Annotated in this window: 19 protein-coding genes; 14 read left to right on the forward strand and 5 right to left on the reverse strand. The window is 60.4% G+C overall.

From position 1 onward, the window contains the following. Positions 1-109 precede the first annotated feature (109 nt). From J3P79_RS16890 to J3P79_RS16900, 3 genes are all read left to right on the forward strand, one after another. Positions 110-1126: an arginine N-succinyltransferase gene (locus tag J3P79_RS16890; RefSeq protein WP_434604387.1), complete on the forward strand. Its 1017-nt coding sequence runs from the start codon at positions 110-112 to the stop codon at positions 1124-1126. A 28-nt stretch (positions 1127-1154) separates the two neighbouring features. Beyond that, on the forward strand, positions 1155-2189 hold the full coding sequence (gene astA, locus J3P79_RS16895) for an arginine N-succinyltransferase (RefSeq protein WP_434604389.1): 1035 nt from the start codon (positions 1155-1157) through the stop codon (positions 2187-2189). Between the two features lie 199 nt (positions 2190-2388). After that, positions 2389-3258, forward strand: a complete 870-nt coding sequence (locus tag J3P79_RS16900; RefSeq protein WP_039589169.1) for an isocitrate lyase/PEP mutase family protein — start codon at positions 2389-2391, stop codon at positions 3256-3258. Between the two features lie 68 nt (positions 3259-3326). Here the strand turns inward: J3P79_RS16900 and J3P79_RS16905 are convergent, their stop codons facing one another. Next, the gene (locus tag J3P79_RS16905) at positions 3327-4556 is read right to left on the reverse strand and encodes an acyl-CoA dehydrogenase (RefSeq protein WP_434604392.1); all 1230 of its coding nucleotides are present in this window, start codon (positions 4554-4556) and stop codon (positions 3327-3329) included. Positions 4557-4733: 177 nt separating this feature from the next. On the opposite strand from J3P79_RS16905, the gene J3P79_RS16910 reads away from it, so the two are divergent. The 3 genes from J3P79_RS16910 (at position 4734) to J3P79_RS16920 (ending at position 7129) form a co-directional block, all read left to right on the forward strand. Beyond that, positions 4734-5663: a LysR family transcriptional regulator gene (locus J3P79_RS16910; RefSeq protein WP_039589167.1), complete on the forward strand. Its 930-nt coding sequence runs from the start codon at positions 4734-4736 to the stop codon at positions 5661-5663. Between the two features lie 115 nt (positions 5664-5778). Beyond that, a complete protein-coding gene (locus J3P79_RS16915) occupies positions 5779-6180 on the forward strand; it encodes a MerR family transcriptional regulator (RefSeq protein ID WP_434604394.1) in 402 nt (133 codons plus the stop codon). A gap of 49 nt (positions 6181-6229) precedes the next feature. After that, on the forward strand, positions 6230-7129 hold the full coding sequence (locus tag J3P79_RS16920; protein ID WP_434604396.1) for a hydroxymethylglutaryl-CoA lyase: 900 nt from the start codon (positions 6230-6232) through the stop codon (positions 7127-7129). A 636-nt stretch (positions 7130-7765) separates the two neighbouring features. On the opposite strand, the gene J3P79_RS16925 is transcribed toward J3P79_RS16920, so the two are convergent. Then, entirely contained in the window at positions 7766-9463 is a 1698-nt protein-coding gene (locus J3P79_RS16925; RefSeq protein ID WP_434604398.1) for an AMP-binding protein, read from the reverse strand. A 187-nt stretch (positions 9464-9650) separates the two neighbouring features. Between J3P79_RS16925 and J3P79_RS16930 the strand changes: the two genes are divergently transcribed. Genes J3P79_RS16930 through J3P79_RS16945 form a run of 4 tightly spaced genes read left to right on the forward strand, consistent with a single transcriptional unit; the run spans position 9651 to position 15212 of the window. Next, positions 9651-10814: an isovaleryl-CoA dehydrogenase gene (locus tag J3P79_RS16930; RefSeq protein WP_434604400.1), complete on the forward strand. Its 1164-nt coding sequence runs from the start codon at positions 9651-9653 to the stop codon at positions 10812-10814. Between the two features lie 11 nt (positions 10815-10825). After that, positions 10826-12433 carry a carboxyl transferase domain-containing protein gene (locus J3P79_RS16935; RefSeq protein ID WP_434604402.1) on the forward strand — a complete coding sequence of 536 codons (1608 nt, stop codon included), beginning with the start codon at positions 10826-10828 and terminating at the stop codon, positions 12431-12433. Positions 12434-12447: 14 nt separating this feature from the next. After that, the gene (locus J3P79_RS16940) at positions 12448-13266 is read left to right on the forward strand and encodes a gamma-carboxygeranoyl-CoA hydratase (RefSeq protein ID WP_434604404.1); all 819 of its coding nucleotides are present in this window, start codon (positions 12448-12450) and stop codon (positions 13264-13266) included. Next, on the forward strand, positions 13263-15212 hold the full coding sequence (locus J3P79_RS16945; RefSeq protein ID WP_434604406.1) for an acetyl/propionyl/methylcrotonyl-CoA carboxylase subunit alpha: 1950 nt from the start codon (positions 13263-13265) through the stop codon (positions 15210-15212). Before J3P79_RS16940 ends, J3P79_RS16945 begins: the two co-directional genes overlap by 4 nt. Before the next feature lie 30 nt (positions 15213-15242). On the opposite strand, the gene J3P79_RS16950 is transcribed toward J3P79_RS16945, so the two are convergent. Next, positions 15243-15890, reverse strand: coding sequence for a LexA family protein (locus tag J3P79_RS16950; RefSeq protein WP_434604408.1), 648 nt, complete (start codon positions 15888-15890; stop codon positions 15243-15245). Positions 15891-16019: 129 nt separating this feature from the next. Between J3P79_RS16950 and J3P79_RS16955 the strand changes: the two genes are divergently transcribed. Both J3P79_RS16955 and J3P79_RS16960 read left to right on the forward strand, forming a co-directional pair. Then, positions 16020-16367, forward strand: a complete 348-nt coding sequence (locus J3P79_RS16955; protein WP_434604410.1) for a DUF6124 family protein — start codon at positions 16020-16022, stop codon at positions 16365-16367. 481 nt (positions 16368-16848) lie between these two features. Further along, the gene (locus tag J3P79_RS16960; RefSeq protein WP_434604412.1) at positions 16849-18000 is read left to right on the forward strand and encodes a M14 family metallopeptidase; all 1152 of its coding nucleotides are present in this window, start codon (positions 16849-16851) and stop codon (positions 17998-18000) included. Positions 18001-18060: 60 nt separating this feature from the next. Here J3P79_RS16960 and J3P79_RS16965 read toward each other — a convergent pair whose 3' ends face one another. Then, entirely contained in the window at positions 18061-18597 is a 537-nt protein-coding gene (locus J3P79_RS16965; protein WP_434604414.1) for a cytochrome b, read from the reverse strand. Then, on the reverse strand, positions 18594-19673 hold the full coding sequence (locus J3P79_RS16970; RefSeq protein ID WP_434604416.1) for a catalase family peroxidase: 1080 nt from the start codon (positions 19671-19673) through the stop codon (positions 18594-18596). The genes J3P79_RS16965 and J3P79_RS16970 overlap by 4 nt, the downstream gene beginning before the upstream one ends. 165 nt (positions 19674-19838) lie before the next feature. On the opposite strand from J3P79_RS16970, the gene J3P79_RS16975 reads away from it, so the two are divergent. After that, positions 19839-20345, forward strand: a complete 507-nt coding sequence (locus J3P79_RS16975) for a sigma-70 family RNA polymerase sigma factor (RefSeq protein ID WP_434604418.1) — start codon at positions 19839-19841, stop codon at positions 20343-20345. Next, on the forward strand, positions 20342-21091 hold the full coding sequence (locus J3P79_RS16980) for an anti-sigma factor family protein (protein WP_434604420.1): 750 nt from the start codon (positions 20342-20344) through the stop codon (positions 21089-21091). The genes J3P79_RS16975 and J3P79_RS16980 overlap by 4 nt, the downstream gene beginning before the upstream one ends. Positions 21092-21128: the final 37 nt, after the last annotated feature.

Here is a 21128-nt window from a genome sequence, read left to right on the forward strand (position 1 = left end):
ACACGACAGTTTAGAAATTTCAGCCGCAAGGCTAACAATGCGTGGACAACGACAGTGATCGTCAAGCCCGGTCTACATCAGCGGGCTCTTTGGAACAGGAGTGCAATCCATGCTGGCTTTACGTCCAGTTCAATTGACCGATTTGCCGCAACTGCAGCAGCTGGCCCGCGATAGCCTGGTAGGCGTCACTTCGCTTCCTGACGACATCGATCACCTGCGGGAAAAAATCCTCGCGTCGTGTGCTTCGTTCGAAGCCGAAGTGCACAGCCCAGGTGGGGAGAATTATTTTTTTGTCTTGCAGGACCTGGAATCGGGCCACCTCGCGGGCTGCTCTGAAATCGTCGCCACCACGGGGTGCGGCGAACCGTTCTACAGCTTGCGTAACCGACCGTTTTCCAGTGAATCCCGGGAGCTGAACATCCAGCACGGCGTACCCGCGCTGTCACTCTGTCAGGATCTGAGCGGCCAAACGCTGCTGCGGGGGTTCCACATCGACGCTTCACGTGTACGCACGCCGCAGTCGGAGTTGCTTTCCCGGGCACGGCTGATGTTCATCGGCGCCCATCCCCGGCGCTTTGCCGACTCGGTGATTACCGAAATCGTCGGTTTCAGCAGCGAGGACGGCCAGTCGCCCTTCTGGAACGCCGTGGGGCAGCATTTTTTCGACCTGCCCTACACCGAGGCCGAACGTCTTTGCGGGCTGCGCAGCCGGACCTTCCTGGCGGAGCTGATGCCTCAATACCCGATTTACGTCCCCATGTTGCCAGCGGCGGCCCAGGCCTGTATTGGGCGAGTCCATCCAGACGGCCAGGAAGCCTTCGATATCCTCGAGCGCGAGGGTTTTGAAACCAATAGCTACGTGGATATCTTTGACGGCGGCCCCACCTTGCACGCCCGAGTCGCGAACATCCGCTCGATCACCCAGAGCCACTTGGCTATCGCGCGCCAGAGCCGACAGATCGACGCCACGGGTCGTTACCTGGTCAGCAATGATCGCCTGGGTAATTTCCGCGCCATCGTCGCCGATCTGGAAGTCAACGTCGAAAGCCCTGTTTTTCTACCTCCCGACATGCTGGCCGCACTGGACATCGCAGAGGGTGACCGGATCCGGGTGGCCAGCTTATGAAAGCCCGGCATGATCAAGGAGCGACACCATGATTGTCCGCCCGGTCGCCCTGACCGACCTGCCTGCACTGATGGACCTGGCGCGCTGCGCCGGCCCTGGGTTTACCAGCCTGCCGGCGAATGAGGAACGCTTGGCGCACCGGGTGCGCTGGGCCCAACGAACCTTCGCCGGGCAGGTGGAACGAGCCGATGCCGACTACCTGTTCGTGCTGGAGGATGACGACCGGCAAGTGGTGGGGATCAGCGCGCTGACGGGTGCGGTTGGGGTGCGCGAGCCCTGGTACAACTATCGCGTGGGTGTGACGGTCAGCTCGGCGCCCGAATTGGGCATCCAGCGGCAGATCCCGACACTATTTCTCAACAACGAAATGACCGGGCAATCGGAAATCTGCTCGTTGTTTCTCCACCCCGTACAGCGCCGCGGCCACAACGGGCGCCTGTTGTCGTTGGCACGCTTGTTGTTCGTTGCCGAGTTCCCGACACTGTTTGGAGAAAAACTCATTGCCGAACTGCGCGGCCATGCCGATGAACAGGGCTGCTCACCCTTCTGGGACAGCCTGGGAAGGCACTTCTTCCAGAAGGATTTCAGCTACGCCGATCAGCTGTCCGGCATGGGTAACAAGTCATTCATCGCCGAGCTGATGCCACGCCAACCACTCTATACGTGCCTGCTCACCGAACAAGCCCAGGCCGTGATCGGCAAGGCTCATCCCAATACCGAACCGGCCTTGAAGATTCTCAATGCCGAAGGCTTCGCCCATAAGGGATATGTTGATATTTTCGACGGTGGCCCTGTGGTCGAAGCACCTGTCTCGAAGATCCGTAGTGTCCGTGACAGTCAGTCGCTGACGTTGGCGATCAGTACACCGGACGATCAGGCACCGGTCTGGCTGATCCATAACCGACGCATGGAAAACTGCCGCGTTACCAGCGCCAGGGCCCATCAGCATGGCCATAGCCTGCTTGTCGACCGCGCCACCGCCCAACGCCTGCAGATGCAACCGGGCGATACCGTACGCGCGGTGCCGTTGCTCAGGCCGCGGCAACAGGCGCAAGCGGCGTAACTCCCTGGCCGTCCGTCCGCGCACGTTGCCCATTTTTGCTAGTGACGGCGAACCTCCCCGGCCTGCCGTCTTTTGGTGCACTGCAAAGCATGGCCCATGCGCGTTCGTCATAATCTTTTATCCCTGCGGCATGATAGCCTTTGGCTCTTTGGCGTTGACACTTTTGCTCAAGCCTTTCCATTCCATTGGTGGATCTCATATGTCCAGGCTTTCCCATCAAGATTTGCGTCGCAACTTCCGCCAATTGCTGGCTTCGAAAACGTGCTACCACACCGCGTCGGTATTCGACCCAATGTCGGCCCGCATCGCTGCCGACCTGGGGTTTGAAGTGGGTATCCTCGGCGGCTCCGTCGCGTCCTTGCAGGTGTTGGGCGCACCGGACTTTGCCTTGATCACCCTCAGCGAATTTGCCGAACAGGCGACTCGGATTGGCCGCGTGGCACAATTGCCGTTCATTGCCGACGCTGACCACGGCTACGGCAACGCCCTAAATGTGATGCGTACCATCATCGAACTCGAACGCGCCGGCGTGGCTGCGCTGACCATCGAAGACACCTTGCTGCCGGCCCAGTTTGGCCGCAAATCCACCGACCTGATCAGCGTGGCCGAAGGCGTCGGCAAGATCCGCGCCGCCCTGGAAGCCCGCGTCGATCCGGAGATGGCAATCATCGCCCGGACCAACGCAGGGATACTGCCGGTCCAGGAAATCATCAGCCGCACCCAGCAATATGAACGTGCCGGCGCCGACGGGATCTGCATGGTGGGCGTACAGGATTTCGAGCATCTGGAAAAGATCAGTGAGAACCTGAACGTGCCGTTGATGCTGGTAACTTATGGCAATCCGCTGCTGCGCGACGACAAGCGCCTGGCAGAGCTGGGTGTTCGGATCACCATCGATGGGCACGGTGCCTATTTCGCTGCGATCAAAGCCACTTACGACAGCCTGCGGGAGCAGCGTCAGATCTTCACCCAGGCATCAGACCTGAGCGCCACCGAGCTGACCCATACCTATACTCAACCCGAGGAATACATTCGTTGGGCCGAGGAGTACATGAGCGTCAAAGAGTGACTTGATCGCTGTGCATCAACCGGCCATCGCGAGCAGGCTCACGATGGCGGTGCCAGCGTGAACGAACTTCAGTGCCCGCTGCGCAACATCTCCTTCGGCACGTATTTGCCGATCTCGAACTTGCCGATAGCGGCGCGGTGGACTTCATCCGGGCCGTCGGCCAGGCGTAGCGTGCGCTGCATGGCATACATGTAGGCCAGTGGAAAGTCGTTGGAAACCCCAGCCCCGCCGTGAATCTGGATCGCCCGGTCGATGACTTTCAAAGCCACGTTCGGCGCAACGACCTTGATCTGGGCGATTTCGCTCTTGGCGACTTTGTTGCCGACGGTGTCCATCATGTACGCCGCCTTCAATGTCAGCAGGCGAGCCATGTCGATTTCCATACGCGAGTCGGCGATCTTGTCGATATTGCCGCCCAGGCGCGCCAACGGCTTGCCGAATGCGGTGCGACTGATGGCGCGCTGGCACATCAACTCCAATGCGCGCTCAGCCATGCCGATCGAGCGCATGCAGTGGTGAATTCGACCTGGGCCGAGGCGGCCTTGGGCAATCTCGAAACCGCGGCCCTCGCCCAACAGGACGTTTTCGTACGGCACCCGCACATTGTCGAACAGCACCTCGGCGTGGCCGTGGGGCGCATCGTCATAACCGAACACCGGCAATGGCCGGACGATCTTCACACCGGGGGTGTCCACCGGCACCAGGATCATCGAGTGCTGGGCGTGACGGGGTGCATCGGGATTGCTAAGGCCCATGAAAATCAGGATTTTGCAGCGCGGGTCGCAGGCGCCTGAGGTCCACCACTTCTTGCCGTTGATCACCCACTGGTCACCGTCGCGCTCGGCACGGGCGGCCATATTGGTGGCGTCGGAGGAAGCGACGTCCGGTTCGGTCATGGCGAAGGCCGAGCGAATTTCGCCGCGCAGCAATGGCTCGAGCCAGCGTTGCTTCTGTTCTTCATTGGCGTAGCGCACCAGCACTTCCATGTTGCCGGTATCCGGCGCCGAGCAGTTGAACGGCTCCGGCCCCAGCAGCGAGCGCCCCATGATCTCCGCCAGCGGCGCGTATTCCAGATTGGTCAGGCCTGCGCCCAGTTCGGATTCGGGCAGGAACAGATTCCACAGCCCCTCGGCCCTGGCCTTGGCCTTGAGCTCCTCCATGATCGCCGTCGGCTGCCAGCGGTCGCCTTCAGCCACTTGTCGTTCGAAAACCGCTTCGGCCGGGTAGACATAGGCATCCATGAACGCGGTGACACGCTCACGCAGTTCCTGCACCTTGGGGGAATAGGCAAAATCCATGGGAAGCACCTTCTTGGCAGAGGTTGTTTTTAGGTCATGAAATCGATGCTAGTTGAGCTACGAAAATTTACCTAACCTATTCTCGGCGTGTATTAACATTCATCACCGATATATGGTTCACTGATTTGCATCGCCACCCGGCACCTCATACAAGCCCAAGAATAAGAGTGCAGCGCCATGAATCTGAGCAAGGTCGACCTCAACCTTTTCATTGTCTTCGATGCGATCTACACCGAAGCCAACCTGACCCGCGCCGGGCAGATCGTCGGCATCACTCAGCCCGCCGTGTCCAATGCCCTGGCGCGTTTGCGCGAGACCTTCAACGACCCACTGTTCGTGCGCACCGCCCAGGGCATGGTGCCCACGCCGATGGCCCAGAACATTATCGGGCCGGTGCGCAACGCCCTGTCGCTGCTGCGGGTGTCTGTGCAGGAAAGTCGGATCTTCAATCCGCTGCAAGCGGTCAAGACTTATCGCATCAGCATGACCGACCTCACCGAGGGCGTGATCCTGCCGCCATTGTTCCAGCGCCTGCGTCGGCTGGCGCCGACCGTGGCCATCGAAAGTTTCCTGTCCAAGCGCCGGGAAACCACAAAGGAACTGGCCGCCGGGCGCCTGGATTTCGCGGTCGACGCCCCGCTCAACACCGACCCGCAAGTGCGCCACGTCAAGCTGATGGAGGACCGTTACGTCTGCGCCATGCGCAAGGGCCATCCGCTGGCGAACAAGGAAAAACTGAGCCTCGACGATTACCTGGCCCAGACCCACGTGCATATTTCCAGCCGCCGCAACGGGCTGGGTTATGTGGACCTGGCCCTCGGCAAAATGGGCATCCAGCGCAAGATCGCCCTGCGCTCCCAGCATTACCTGATGGCTTCCCAGGTGCTTCAACAAACCGACATGGTCATGACCGTTCCCGAGCGCTTCTCGCGCCGCCATGACTTGCACGCGTTCCTGCTGCCCGTCAATGACGTGCCGCCGGTGGAAACCCATCTCTATTGGCATGAAAGCACCGATCAGGATCCGGCCAACCGGTGGATGCGCGAGCAGATGATCGAGCTCTGCCAACAGGTGACGGCCCATGAGAAGAAGCTAGAGAAGGTTTAGGACGGTCGGAAGATTGTGGGAACGAGTTCGCTTGCTCCCACAGGCCCCGATTGCTTGACGTGAACGTCAACCTGCCATTAGCTTAGCGCCAACTCCTATCGTTTCGAGCGCTTCCATGAGCAGCCAGACCTACAGCATCTCCGATCTCGCCCGCGAATTGGATATCACCACCCGAGCCATCCGCTTCTATGAAGAACAGGGCCTTTTGCGTCCGGAGCGTCGAGGCCAGGAACGCGTCTACTCGCCACGGGACAAGGTCAGCCTGAAACTGATCCTGCGCGGCAAGCGCATTGGTTTTTCCCTCGCCGAATGCCGTGAGCTGATCGAGCTGTACGATCCCACCAGCGGCAATCAGAAACAGCTGCACAGCATGCTGGCAAAAATTGCCGAGCGTCGCGAGCAACTCGAACAGCAACTACTGGATATCGAGCAGATGAAACTGGAACTCGACACCGCCGAGGAACGTTGCATCCAGGCGCTGGAGCAGACGATCAAGGGCGAGGAAATCGTCCAGTAAGAACATCGTCCCACACCGAGCCCACCTTTATTACTACAGGTCAATCGCCATGTCCCTCCCCTCTTTTGTACGCCTGATCGAAGTTGGCCCCCGCGACGGCCTGCAGAATGAATCGCAACCGATCAGCGTTGCCGACAAGGTCCGCCTGGTGGACGCCCTGAGTGCCGCCGGCCTGGGTTATATCGAGGTCGGCAGTTTTGTCTCGCCCAAATGGGTGCCGCAGATGGCCGGTTCGGCTGAAGTGTTCGCGCAGATCCAGCGCAAGCCCGGTATTACCTACGGCGCGCTGGCGCCGAATCTGCGGGGGTTCGAGGACGCGCTGGCGGCAGGCGTCAAGGAGGTAGCGGTGTTCGCGGCGGCGTCCGAAGCTTTTTCCCAGCGCAACATCAACTGCTCCATCAAGGAAAGCCTGGAACGCTTCGGTCCGATCATGGCGGCAGCGCAACGCAACGGTGTCAGCGTGCGCGGTTACGTCTCTTGTGTACTGGGTTGTCCCTATGAGGGCGCGGTCTCGGCCGAGCAAGTCGCCTGGGTCGCCAGGGAACTGTACGACATGGGCTGCTACGAGGTTTCCCTGGGCGACACCATTGGCACTGGCACCGCCGGCGCCACGCGCAAGATGTTCGAAGTGGTTTCGGCCAACGTCCCTCGGGAAAAGCTGGCAGGGCATTTCCATGACACCTATGGCCAGGCAATGGCCAACGTCTATGCCAGCCTGCTGGAAGGCATCGCAGTGTTCGACAGCTCCATCGCCGGCCTTGGCGGTTGCCCGTATGCCAAGGGCGCCAGCGGTAACGTCGCAACTGAGGACGTGCTGTACCTGCTCGATGGCTTGGGTATTGAAACCGGTGTCGACCTGGACGCATTGATCGCCGCGGGCCGGCAGATCTGTGACGTGCTCGGCCGCCCGTCCGGTTCGCGCGTCGCCAAGGCCCGTAACGCACACTGAGGTGTTACCGCTGGCTTTGTAACACCGGTGAAACGAGTAACACGGAAACAATTTGTCAGGTTTGGGCCAATGGATTTTTCAGACATAATTCTCAACTCATTGTTTTATAACAACTTTTAAAAGTTGGCACGGCACCTGCTATATCTCCTGCACAACAAGAATAAAAAAAGCAGCAACCCCAATAAAAACAAGACGAAACGACTCTGGCATAACAAAAACAACACGGCAGAGACGCAGCTAACAGATTTTTTTGGAGAAGGTGTGCTTTTCAGGGTGCTTCCAGGAGCAACCCGCAACCGGGCAGAGAACAATAAAACTACCTTCAGGTAGCTCCCGAATCGGTTGGATCGCCAGGCGAAAAAGCAGATCAGCGCTCAAAAAAATACGTTTGCTCTTGATCCCGGATGGGGATCGCCAAAAACAGCGGTAAAGGGCCACGGCTACCAAAAACAACAACAGGCCGCCCCTCAATAATAAGAAAAGAGCACGCGACGACAAAATTAAAGGGGAGCTTCGGCTCCCCTTTGTGCTTTCCGGGATTTTTATTTTTCGATCAATCCTTGAATGCGGCGTGTCAGTTTCGACGTTTTGCAAGACACACCGCATCGCGAGCAAGCTCGCTCCCACAGATGTTACTCAGCCGTCACGATCGCGCAGTTCCTCCATGCTGATCTCCCGCATGCGGAATTTTTGGATCTTGCCGGTGACTGTCATCGGAAACTCTTCGACAAATTTGAAATGACGCGGCGTCTTGAAGTGAGCAATGCGCTCCTTGCACCACGCCTGCAGTTCCTGCTCGGAGGCGCTGTGGCCGGGATGGAACTTGATCCACGCGACGATTTCCTCGCCATAGCGCGAGCAAGGAATGCCGATTACCTGCACATCGGCCACGGCGGGATGGGTGAAGAAGAACTCCTCCAGCTCACGGGGATAAACGTTCTCTCCGCCGCGGATGATCATGTCCTTGTTCCGCCCGACAATGCGCACGTAACCCTGCTCGTCCATGGTCGCGAGGTCGCCGGTGTGCATCCAGCCCTGGGAATCGATGGCCTCGGCGCTGCCCTTGGGGTTGTTCCAATAGCCGAGCATCACGCTGTAGCCCCGGGTGCACAGCTCACCGATGGTCCCGCGAGGGACGATATCGCCTGCCGTGTCGATGATCTTGCTTTCAAGTTGCGGCTGGGTACGTCCCACTGTGGTCACGCGTAATTCCAACTCATCCGTAGGACCGGTCTGCAACGACACCGGACTGGTTTCCGTCATGCCGTAGGCAATCTGCACTTCAGCCATGTGCATCTCGTTGATGACACGCCGCATCACCTCGATGGGGCATGTGGCGCCAGCCATGATCCCGGTGCGCAGGCTGGACAAGTCGAAATCCCCTCGCTGTGGCTGATCGAGCATGGCGATAAACATAGTGGGAACGCCGTACAACGCAGTGGCCTTTTCCTCGGCAACGGTGCGCAGGGTCAGCAACGGGTCGAAAGCATCGTTGGGGTAGATCATGGTGCTGCCGTGCGTCACGCACCCCAGGTTGCCCATGACCATGCCGAAGCAGTGATACAGAGGCACCGGGATCACCAGTCGGTCGCCAGCGGTCAAGCCCAGGCTTTCGCCGACCATGTAGCCGTTATTGAGAATATTGAGGTGACTGAGGGTCGCGCCCTTGGGAAACCCGGTGGTGCCGGAGGTGTACTGGATATTCACCGGTTGGTCGAAATGCAGGCTCTCCTGGCGCTCGGCCAGTTGCCCCGGCGACACCGCAGCGCCGAGGGCAGCCATCTGCGACCAAGGCAGAAAGCCCGAGGGCGGCTGCGAATCGAGGCTGATCACACCGCGTAGATCCGGCAGGCGCTCGCTTCGCAATTGCCCGATCGATTGTTCTGCCAGCTCTGGTGCCAATGCTTGCAACATGGCGTGGTAGTCCGAGGTCTTGAACGCTCCCGCGCACACCAGCCATTGGCAACCGGATTGCTGGAGCACGTACTCCAGCTCTGTGGCGCGATACGCCGGATTGATGTTGACCAGAATCACGCCGATCTTCGCAGTGGCAAACTGACTGACGCACCACTGCGCGCAGTTGGGCGCCCAGATGCCCAAGCGGTCGCCGACCTGCAAGCCCAGCGCCAGGAAGGCCCGGGCGTGCAGATCGACAGCTTCGGCCAGTTCTCGCCAGGTGTAGCGCAGGGACTGGTGACGCACCACCAGCGCCTCGCCGTCGGGGAATTGCGCTACAGTCTGGTCGAACGCCTGGCCGATGGTCTGCGCGAGCAAGGCCTTGGCCTGGGAGCCGCGGGTATAGCTGGGTTGCGGGTGAGAACCGGGTTGATCCATGACGCGCCCTCTTATCTTTATTAGTGGGGGTATCTGTGAATCTCATGCAAAAGCGGCCCTACTCTCGCCCAAGTTGACGTTAACGTAAAGAGCAATTGACAGCCGTTCGTCACAGGCTTACGTTAACGTAAAGGTGAGAGCAGTCCTGCTACTTTCCGCACCCGACAAAAAAGCCAAAAGGTGTTCCATGAGCTACCCATCCCTGAATTTTGCCCTCGGCGAAACCATCGATATGTTGCGCGACCAGGTCCAGTCCTTCGTCAAGGCAGAGTTGACGCCTCGGGCGGCCCAGATCGACATCGACAATCTGTTCCCTGCGGACATGTGGCGCAAATTCGGTGACATGGGCCTGCTGGGCATCACCGTGCCGGAAGAATACGGCGGCGCCGGCCTGGGTTATCTGGCCCACGTGGTCACCATGGAAGAAATCAGCCGCGGCTCGGCCTCGGTCGCCCTTTCCTACGGCGCTCACTCCAATTTGTGCGTCAACCAGATCAACCGCAACGGCACCCATGAGCAAAAGAGCAAATACTTGCCCGAGCTGATCAGCGGCGAACATGTCGGCGCCCTGGCCATGAGCGAACCGAACGCTGGTTCCGACGTTGTTTCGATGAAGCTTCGAGCCGACAAGCGTGGCGACCGCTACGTGCTCAACGGCAGCAAGACCTGGATCACCAACGGTCCGGACGCCAACACTTATGTCATCTATGCCAAGACCGACCTCGAAAAAGGCCCGCATGGCATCACCGCTTTCATCGTCGAGCGCGACTGGAAAGGTTTCAGCCGCAGCAACAAGTTCGACAAGCTCGGCATGCGCGGTTCGAACACCTGCGAGCTGTTCTTCGATGACGTCGAAGTGCCGGAGGAAAACATCCTCGGCGTCCTCAATGGCGGCGTGAAAGTGTTGATGAGCGGCCTCGACTACGAGCGTGTGGTTCTGTCCGGCGGCCCGACCGGCATCATGCAGGCCTGCATGGACCTGATCGTGCCGTACATCCACGACCGCAAGCAGTTCGGCCAGAGCATCGGCGAGTTCCAGCTGATCCAGGGCAAGGTCGCCGACATGTACACCCAGCTCAACGCCAGCCGCGCCTATCTGTACGCAGTGGCTCAGGCTTGCGAGCGCGGCGAAACCACCCGCAAGGACGCCGCCGGGGTCATCCTCTACAGCGCCGAGCGCGCCACGCAAATGGCGCTGGATGCCATCCAGATATTGGGGGGCAATGGCTACATCAATGAATTCCCGGCTGGCCGTCTTCTACGGGACGCGAAGCTGTACGAAATCGGCGCCGGCACCAGTGAGATCCGTCGCATGTTGATTGGACGCGAACTGTTCAACGAAACCCGCTAACGGAGCTGACCATGGCCACGCTGCACACTCAGCTCAACGCTCGCTCACCGGAGTTCATCGCCAACCGCGATGCGATGCTCGGACAAGTCGAGGCCTTGCGCACCTTGCTCGCTCATGTCCAGCAAGGTGGGGGCCCCAAGGCACAGGAGCGGCACACTTCCCGGGGCAAACTGCTCCCACGCGAGCGCATCAATCGCTTGCTGGACCCGGGTTCGCCCTTTCTCGAAATCAGCCCACTGGCGGCCTACGAAGTGTACGGCGAAGACGTGCCGGCGGCCGGGGTAATCGCCGGCATCGGTCGCGTGGAAGGCATCGAATGCATGATCGTCGCCAATGACGCGACGGTCAAAGGCGGTTCGTATTATCCCCTGACGGTGAAAAAACACTTGCGGGCCCAGGCCATCGCCCAACAGAACCGCCTGCCGTGCATTTACCTGGTGGACTCCGGCGGCGCGAACCTGCCGCGCCAGGACGAAGTGTTTCCCGACCGAGAGCATTTCGGTCGGATCTTCTTCAACCAGGCCAACATGAGTGCCCAAGGCATCCCCCAGATTGCCGTGGTCATGGGCTCCTGCACGGCGGGCGGCGCCTACGTGCCGGCGATGGCGGACGAGGCGATCATGGTCCGCCAGCAGGCGACGATTTTTCTCGCCGGCCCGCCCTTGGTAAAAGCAGCGACCGGCGAAGTGGTCAGCGCCGAAGACCTGGGTGGCGCCGATGTGCACTGCAAGATTTCCGGGGTAGCCGACCATTATGCCGACAGCGACGAGCATGCCCTGGCATTGGCCCGTCGCAGCGTGGCCAACCTCAACTGGCGCAAGCTTGGCGATGTGCAGCAGCGCGCGCCGATCGCGCCGTTGTATTCGTGCGACGAGCTCTACGGTGTGGTTTCAGCCGATGCAAAACAACCGTTCGATGTGCGGGAGGTCATTGCGCGGCTGGTGGACGGCTCGGTGTTCGATGAATTCAAGGCGCTGTTCGGAACGACCCTTGTGTGCGGCTTCGCCCATTTGCATGGGTATCCGATCGCCATCCTCGCCAACAACGGCATCCTGTTCGCCGAGGCCGCGCAGAAAGGCGCGCACTTCATCGAACTGGCCTGTCAGCGCGGGATCCCGTTGCTGTTCCTGCAAAACATCACCGGTTTCATGGTCGGGCAGAAATACGAAGCCGGCGGCATCGCCAAGCACGGCGCAAAATTGGTGACCGCAGTGGCCTGCGCCCGGGTGCCGAAATTCACGGTGATCATCGGCGGCAGTTTCGGCGCTGGGAACTACGGCATGTGCGGTCGCGCCTATGACCCGCGCTTCCTGTGGATGTGGCCGAACGCGCGGATCGGCGTGATGGGTGCCGAGCAAGCTGCCGGCGTACTCGTGCAGGTCAAGCGCGAACAGGCCGAACGCAGCGGCCAGCCCTTCAGCACCAGCCAGGAAGCCGAAATCAGGCAACCGATTCTCGATCAATATGAAGAACAGGGACACCCCTATTATTCCAGCGCGCGACTGTGGGACGACGGCGTCATCGACCCGGCGCAAACCCGCGACGTGCTGGGGCTGGCCCTGTCCGCGTCGCTGAACGCGCCCATCGAACCGAGCCGCTTCGGCGTGTTCAGGATGTGACCTGGAAAATGCCCATGAATCATTACAACACGCTCGAACTGCTCACCGACCCTCGCGGCTTTGCCACCCTGTGGCTCAGCCGCGAGTCGAAAAACAACGCTTTCAACGCCGAGATGATCCGCGAGTTGATTCTCGCCTTGGACGAGGTCGGCAGCGATCCAACCCTGCGTTTTCTGTTGCTCCGCGGTCGTGGCAAACACTTCAGCGCCGGCGCCGACCTGGCCTGGATGCAGCAGTCCGCCGAGCTCGATTACCACACCAACCTGGACGATGCCCGGGAACTGGCGGAGCTGATGTACAACCTCGCCAAGTTGAAGATTCCTACCTTGGCGGTCGTCCAGGGTGCGGCGTTTGGCGGAGCGCTGGGCCTGATCAGCGCCTGCGACATGGCCATCGGTGCCGACGAAGCGCAGTTCTGCCTGTCGGAAGTGCGCATCGGCCTGGCCCCGGCGGTGATCAGTCCGTTCGTGGTGCAGGCCATCGGTGAGCGCGCGGCGCGACGTTACGCCCTGACGGCCGAACGCTTCGGCGGGCAACGTGCGAAAGAAATCGGCTTGCTGTCGGAAAGTTACCCGGCCGAGGCGTTGAACGATCAGCTCGGGCAATGGATCGACAATCTGTTGCTCAACAGTCCAGCGGCCATGCGCGCCAGCAAGGAGTTGCTGCGTGAAGTCGGCAACGGTGCGCTCACGCCTGCGCTACGCCGCTACACCGAAAACGCCATCGCCCGGATACGTGTCAGCCCTGAAGGCCAGGAGGGCCTCCGGGCGTTCCTGCAAAAGCGCGCACCTGGCTGGCAAACCGAGTCGAACAACAAGGAGCCGCGTCAATGAGCGCCCCTGCCCTCACTACGTTACTGGTCGCCAACCGGGGTGAAATCGCCTGCCGCGTCATGCGCACAGCCAAGGCCATGGGCCTGACCACCGTTGCCGTGCACAGTGCCACGGACCGTGACGCGCGCCATTGCCGTGAAGCCGATATCCGGGTCGACCTGGGTGGAAGCAAGGCCGCCGACAGCTACCTGCAAATCGACAAAGTGATCGCCGCAGCCCAGGCCAGCGGTGCACAGGCCATCCACCCTGGCTACGGTTTTCTTTCCGAGAATGCCGGGTTTGCCAGGGCTATCGAAAAAGCCGGGCTGATCTTCCTTGGCCCTCCTGCCTCGGCCATCGACGCCATGGGCAGCAAATCCGCCGCCAAGGCCTTGATGGAAACCGCCGGCGTGCCACTGGTGCCCGGCTACCACGGTGAAGCCCAGGACCTGGAAACCTTCCGCGCCGCTGCTGAACGCATCGGTTATCCAGTGCTGCTCAAGGCGACCGCGGGCGGCGGCGGCAAGGGCATGAAGGTCGTTGAAGACGTCAACCAATTGGCCGAAGCACTGGCATCGGCGCAGCGCGAAGCGCAATCGTCGTTTGGCGACGCGCGCATGCTGGTGGAAAAATACCTGCTCAAGCCGCGCCACGTGGAAATCCAGGTGTTCGCCGATCAACACGGCCACTGCCTGTACCTCAACGAACGCGATTGCTCGATCCAGCGCCGGCATCAGAAAGTCGTCGAGGAGGCGCCCGCTCCCGGCCTCAGTCCGGCGCTGCGCCGGGCAATGGGCGAGGCCGCCGTGCGCGCCGCCCAGGCCATCGGTTATGTCGGCGCGGGCACGGTGGAGTTCCTGCTGGATTCGCGGGGCGAGTTCTTCTTCATGGAGATGAACACCCGGCTGCAGGTCGAGCATCCCGTCACCGAAGCGATCACAGGCCTCGACCTGGTGGCCTGGCAAATCCGCGTGGCCCAGGGCGAGCGGCTGCCCATCACGCAAGAGCAAGTTCCGTTACAGGGCCATGCCATCGAGGTGCGGCTCTACGCCGAGGATCCGACCAACGATTTCCTCCCCGCCACCGGTCGCCTGGCGTTATACCGCGAATCTGCTGGGGGCGAAGGTCGACGGGTCGACAGCGGTGTCGAGGAAGGTGACGAGATTTCGTCCTTCTACGACCCTATGCTGGGCAAGCTGATCGCCTGGGGTGAAAACCGTGAACAGGCCCGTCTACGGTTGCTGGCCATGCTGGACGAGTTCGCCATCGGTGGCCTCAGGACCAACATCGGCTTTCTGCGGCGCATCGTCGGCCATCCGGCCTTTGCAGCGGCGCAGCTCGATACCGGATTTATCCCACGCCACCAGGCGCAATTACTGCCTGAACCTGGCGAATTGGACGACGACTTCTGGTATGCGGCGGCCCATGCCTTTGCCTCGGGCATGACATCACGTGTTCGCGCTGATGACTTCAATTCTCCTTGGGCCGATAACACCGGGCTGCGCCTGGGACTGCCCAGGGAAACCACCCTGCATTTGAGCTGTGACGGCCAGGATCGGGCGGTGACGATCGACGTTACCACCCGTTGTGCCGAGCTCAAGGGCGAGCATCTGGTCATCGAACGCAACGGTCTGCGTCGCAGCCATCGGGCTATTCGCCAGGGTGACAGCCTTTATTTGCAATGGGGAGGCGATCTGCATCGCATCGATTCCTACGACCCCTCAGCCGCCGCCGAAGCCAGCCACAACCACCAGGGCGGCCTGCTCGCCCCCATGAACGGCAGCATCGTCCGGGTGCTGGTGACAGCAGGTCAAACGGTGGAAGCCGGCACGCAGTTGGTGGTGCTTGAAGCCATGAAGATGGAGCACAGCATCCGCGCGCCCAAGGCTGGCGTGATCAAGGCGCTGTATTGCCAGGAAGGTGAGATGGTCAGCGAGGGCAGCGCGCTGGTGGCACTGGAAGAATAGGCATCGGCCCGTATCCCGGGCCGATACGCTTCAGAACCTGATGGTTGCCTGCACAACCACGCCGATAATGCGGCATTGCTCGGTGTACAGGGTTTTCGGGTAAGTAGGATTGAGCGGGACCAGATAACGCTGGCCGCTCTCTTCGATCAGTTTGCGAAAAGTCGCATCGCTGCTACCGGGCAGTTGGGCGATCACCAGTTTGCCGGGCTCCGCCTCGATGGCAGGATCAACCAGGATCGACATGCCTTCGGGGATGCTCAGCCCGCTCGGCGCGGTCATCGCGTCACCCACCACGACCAGCCAGAAAGCGTCTCCCTGGGCATGGTAGTCCGTCAGCTCGTAGCGCGGCGGCTGGTATTCGACCAAGTCGCCCTCGCGGACCGCGCCGATGTCATGCCAGTCGTTGACCGGGTAGCGGAAGTACGGGTTGTACTTCTGCGCCAGCGCCATGCCTTCGTCAGTGGAGGTGTCTGGTTCGCGGATCACCATTGCCACTTCCAGGAACTCGAGTCCGAGCTCCTGAAGCACCCTGTTCATGTCTTCAAGACTGGGTTGCCGACGCTTGGTCAGCCAATGGCCGACACCGCCCTGGGACATCCCCAAACGTTCTGCAAGCACCACTTGAGTGATGTGCAGCTCCTTCATCTTGGCCTTGACCAACTCTATCCATTTATCCATGAACGGCACGATACGTGGATGACCACGCCCATCAAAACACAAATTGTAGTATTTAAATCGTCGTCACAATTACGATGCGTACTAAGCTGGGATTCAGGATCTCATACCAACACGGAGCAACTCGACACCATGGACAAGCCCAACAAAGACGAGCCCGCCCTCCTTCCAGACGGCCATTTCCCCTCGCTTCAGGATTGCCCTGCGGCCAAACGCGCCCTGGACTATTACTTGAAACCGGGTATTGCGGACGCCCAGGCGGAACATCGTTTCTTCGACGTGAACCGCAACATCAGCGGGGAGGAAGCCCTGGTCCATGCCTGCGACCTGCTGCGCTGCGCAGCCGCTACCGCCCAGGAATCAGCCAGCCGCCTCAGCGGCCCGAGCCGCGACCTGGCATTTTCGGTGGTGCACATGATCGACCTGGTCAAGGTCATGCTCGATCGGTCCCTGGACGGTTACCCCACTCGCTCGGCGTAACGCCTGGAGAGGGTCCGCATGCGGACCATGGGAAATAATTTCCAATAGGTGCAATAAAAACATTTGACTTGCAAATGATAATGATTATTATTGCATCAACTGATCGCGAGATCAGTCGATAGGCCAGAAGACCTTGGTCGGACTTCTGGAATATCTCCTCATCAGGCTAATCACGGTTTTTGACCCGGCTTTTTGCCGGGTCTTTTTTTTGCCGATTTTCGGCTTATGGCTTCAGGCTAATGAAGTCTTTAGGTGTCGCTAAATTCGGTGTCGGCGATGATAGCAAACGCACATTCGTTTAAAAACGCCCTGTGCTGCGTCGGTAGGAAATGATCGACAGGCAGCACTTGAGAATCAGTCAACGACCCCCTAACCTGCTAATGCGTCCAGGGAGGACGCCCCCTTTCCTCGGCAGCAAATCATCCCGGTTTTCCCTTCCTTGCGTGTAAAGTAACGGTCATGAAAATCCCAGGCAGGAATCGTGACCGTGGCTAAATCTTCCTTTGATATCAGCGCCAGTTTCGACAGCGGCAACATTGAGGTGGTGGACGTCAGCAATCCCTTGCAATCGTTGCTGAAGATCAGACCCGACACCCGCAGCGCCCATTTCCAGTGGTTCCACTTCAAGGCCAGCGGCTTGCACGTCGGCCAGGAATATTCCTTCCGGCTGCTCAATGCCAGCCAGTCCTCCTACAACAAGGCATGGACCGGCTACCAGGCTGTCGCTTCCTATGACCACGTCAACTGGTTCCGTATTCCTACCCAATTTGAAGGCGATGCCCTGCGCTTTTACCTGGAAGCCGAACAACCTCACGCCTGGTTTGCCTATTTCGAACCTTACAGCCGCGGCCGCCACGATTGGCTGATCGAACAAGCGCAGCACAAGGCCGGTACCGAACTGCTGGCGACTGGCAAAAGCGTCGAAGGCCGCGACATTCAATTGCTGCGCAAGGGCAGTGGTGCAGAAGGACGGTGGAAAATCTGGATCATCGCGCAGCAACACCCCGGTGAACACATGGCCGAATGGTTCATGGAAGGCATCATCGAACGCCTCCAGCACCAGGACGATGCCCAACTGAACCGGTTGCTGGCCAAGGCCGATCTGTACCTGGTGCCCAATATGAATCCCGACGGCGCGTTCCACGGCCACCTGCGCACCAACGCGATGGGGCAAGACCTGAATCGGGCTTGGCAGAGCGCCAGCCCGGAAGTCAGCCCTGAAGTATTTTTCGTACAGCAGCAAATGGAAAAGTATGGCGTCGATGCGTTCCTGGACGCTCATGGCGACGAAGAAATCCCCCACGTGTTCACGGCAGGTTGCGAAGGAAACCCCGGCTACACGCCGCGCATCGCCGAACTCGAAGAACGTTTTCGCAGCCACCTCAAACGCCAGACCAAAGATTTCCAGACCGCCCACGGCTACATGCGCGACGAACCAGGCCAGGCCAATATGACCTTGGCCTGCAATGCCGTCGGCCAGAAATACGACTGCCTGTCCCTGACCCTGGAAATGCCGTTCAAGGACCACGACGACCATCCGGCCCCACGCACCGGCTGGTCAGGCAAACGTTCGATGCAACTGGGCAAGGACGTGTTAAGCACCCTCGAATCCATGGTCGACGAGTTGCGTTGACGAGCCAACACCCCGGTACTCGTGGCGATAGAGCTTGTTCTTTCGCCACGGGTCGTACGGTTAGTCCCTGCCCCGCAACATGCTGTCCAACACCTCATCCCGGCGCACCCACCCGTGAAACAGCGCCGCCGCCAGATGCACCAGCACCGTCAGGAACAACAGGTAAGCCAGGTAGCCATGAGCCTTGCGCAACAGTGCAAAGGTCTGGGCATCCGCGGGCAGGATGGAAGGCAACCGAAGCGATTCGCTGAGCATCACCGGGTCTCCCGCCGCCGATATCATGGCCCAGCCCAACAGCGGCAGCACCAGCATCAGGGCATACAACAAGACATGCGAAGCCTTGGCCGCCAAAGCCTGCCAGCCCGGAAGGTCGGCCGGCAGCGGTGGTACCTGCGTAGTGAAGCGCACCAGCAGGCGCAAAATCACCAATAGCAAGATAGCGATGCCCAGGGGCTTGTGCAGTTGGAGCAACCACGCATGGCGCTCAGACACCGAGGCGACCATGCCAGCGCCGATGAACAACATGGCAATGACCATCAGGGCCATCAGCCAATGCAGCAGCCGAGCCAGCGGCGCAAAATGTCGAGGGGCGTTCATGGACGGGACTCCTGAATGGCGGGCAACTGGCTGACTTCGCTGGTACGGCGCAGATACGAACTGGCGTAGGCAGCCGAACGCGCGGCCAACAGCGGATCATCGGAGCCTTCGATTCCGCTGGGCAGGATCAGCGGGTCATAGTTGATGTCACGGCAATCGCCGTTGTCCTGCGCCTGGGCGCGCTCCAACACCAGGGTACCGGCGTTGAGCACCTTGCGGTCGGCGGGCCAGGCCTTGCTGGCGTCGTTGACCGGATCGCCAGGGTTGGCCAAGGTGATATTCAGCTGCCAGCGCAGTGGCCCGGCAGCCAAGCGTTTGGTCAGGTCCTGTTCGAGAAAGTCGGCGCCTTGGGGTGGGGTCGCATCCGCCGCGTCCTGGCTCATGGGTGCCACGCCCCAACGCACTGCCTGGCGTTGTCCGCCTGGGCCAACCAGGTAGAACGCATTGATGCCGTTGTAGGTTTCAGTGGCATAGCTGGCCGAAGGCTTGGCCGTCTTGATCCATTGCAGGAACGGCACTGCCTCGGGATGCGCGGCGAAGAATGCCGGCACTGCCGCGGGGTTTGGCTTGCCCGTGGCCGGGTCCGGCGACTGGGCCTGTTGAAACTGATAGAAGGCCTCTGGCGTAGCCACGGGGAACACCGGCATGCTGTTCATACCCGTGCGCCATTGCTGTCCGTCGGCCTGGGTAAAACGCAACGCCAGGCTCCGGATCGGCACACTGCCGTCCGGTGCGTAGGGGTTACCGCTCGGCAGCGCAAAGCGGCCAACCACCGGCGTGCGCGGCTCATTGAACACCCCTGCGCTGGAGTAGGCGCGGGCCTCGCCACTGCTTTCAAAATAGCCGGCAACGCAGACGCCTTTGGAGTGATTGCGTCGGAACCCGGGGTGAGCCCCATTATTCGTTTCGAGGACATTGACCAAGGCCTTGGGAGTCAGGCGTTGTGGGTCGAGCGTGCCATTGACGTAGGCAAACGCCCCGGCCAACGCAGCAACGACTACCGCAATGGCCGTCAGGCGCAATGTCAGGCTGGCGGCGCTCAACGGCCGCTGGCGTTCAGAAGAAGGGTCAACCATTGGGAGACTCCAAGGCACAAGGCCGTTTGTGGAAAGGACCCGTCAGACGAAAGCCCAACGGGTTTATTCCCACGCTCCATATTTATTTTTCCTTCGCTGGAATAATCTGGCTCCCGGATCGTCTTCCCATCCAACGCAGTCACTGCCCAGCGAAGCCACCGGCTCATGAACGAACTCGACGACCAACTGCGCCTGCTCATCCCACGGCTACGACGTTTTGCCGTGTCGCTGACACGCAACCCCAGCAATGCCGATGACCTGGTCCAGGCTTGCCTGGAACGGGCCTTGTCGAAATGGAACGACAAGCGTGTGGACGGTGATTTGCGGGCCTGGCTGTTCTCGATTCTCTACCGGCAGTTCCTCGATGCCCATCGTCGTTCAAGACGGTACGCGCGCATGCTGGAGTTCTTCACCGGGCGCGACGATGCTCATCCGTCCGCCGAGCGCAGCGTCATTGCCCAATCGTCACTCCAGGCTTTCGATCAGCTACCTGCCGAACAGCGCGCGCTACTGCTGTGGGTATCGGTGGAAGGCTTGAGCTACCAGCAAGTGGCCGACATCCTGGACGTACCGACCGGCACCGTGATGTCGCGCCTGTCACGCGCCCGCCAGGCCTTGCGTCAACTCAGCGACGGCGAAATCGCCCGCCCTGCCCTGCGAATACTCAAATGATCAGCATGCCCCCCAGCGACAACGACTTGCACGCCTACGTCGATCATCAACTGAGCGAAGCCGACCGGCAGCAAGTGGAGACTTACCTGGCCAACCACCCTGCCGCGGCCAAGCGCGTGCGAGCCTGGCAGGACGCGCAGCACCTGCGCACGACCCTGAGCGCAGCGTTGCACCAGCCCGCCAATCCGAACCTGGATCCGGCGACCATCCGTGAACGCCTCAGGCATCGAACCCACCGCCAATTGGCCAACGCGGCGGTGTTGGTAGTGGCAATGGGAGTCGGTGGCTTCGGTGGCTGGCACGCCCGGCAAATGACCCTCCTCAGTGCCGCAGCGCCCATGGCTGACGCCCTGCAGGCGTATCGATTGATTGCCCAGCAAGGCGTCTTGCCCGCCGACTACCAGTCGGGCGACGAGCAGGATATGCAAGGTTGGCTGGATCGCTATTTCACCCAGGCCGACCGCTTGCCGGACCTCACGAGAGCGGGTTTCAAACCGGTCAGCGGACGATTGCTCAGCACCGATCAAGGCGCGGCTGCGATGGTGGTCTATCAGGATGCCAGCGGGCAGAAGATCAGCTTCTATATCCGCCCACCAGGCCCGAGAAATTTCCTGCTGCCCCGTGGCAGCCGGCGTGACGGTGAACTCCAGGCCGAATACTGGTCCGGACCTGGGTACAACTATGCGATGGTCATCCCAAGCGATACGCCGGCGGCGCAGACGCTCAAGCAGACCCTGGACTTCTGACAACACCTGTCCCCTGCAACAGTCCGGAAGACTTCAT

The sequence above is a fragment of the Pseudomonas sp. R1-7 genome, from assembly GCF_051132105.1.
Lineage (GTDB): Bacteria > Pseudomonadota > Gammaproteobacteria > Pseudomonadales > Pseudomonadaceae > Aquipseudomonas.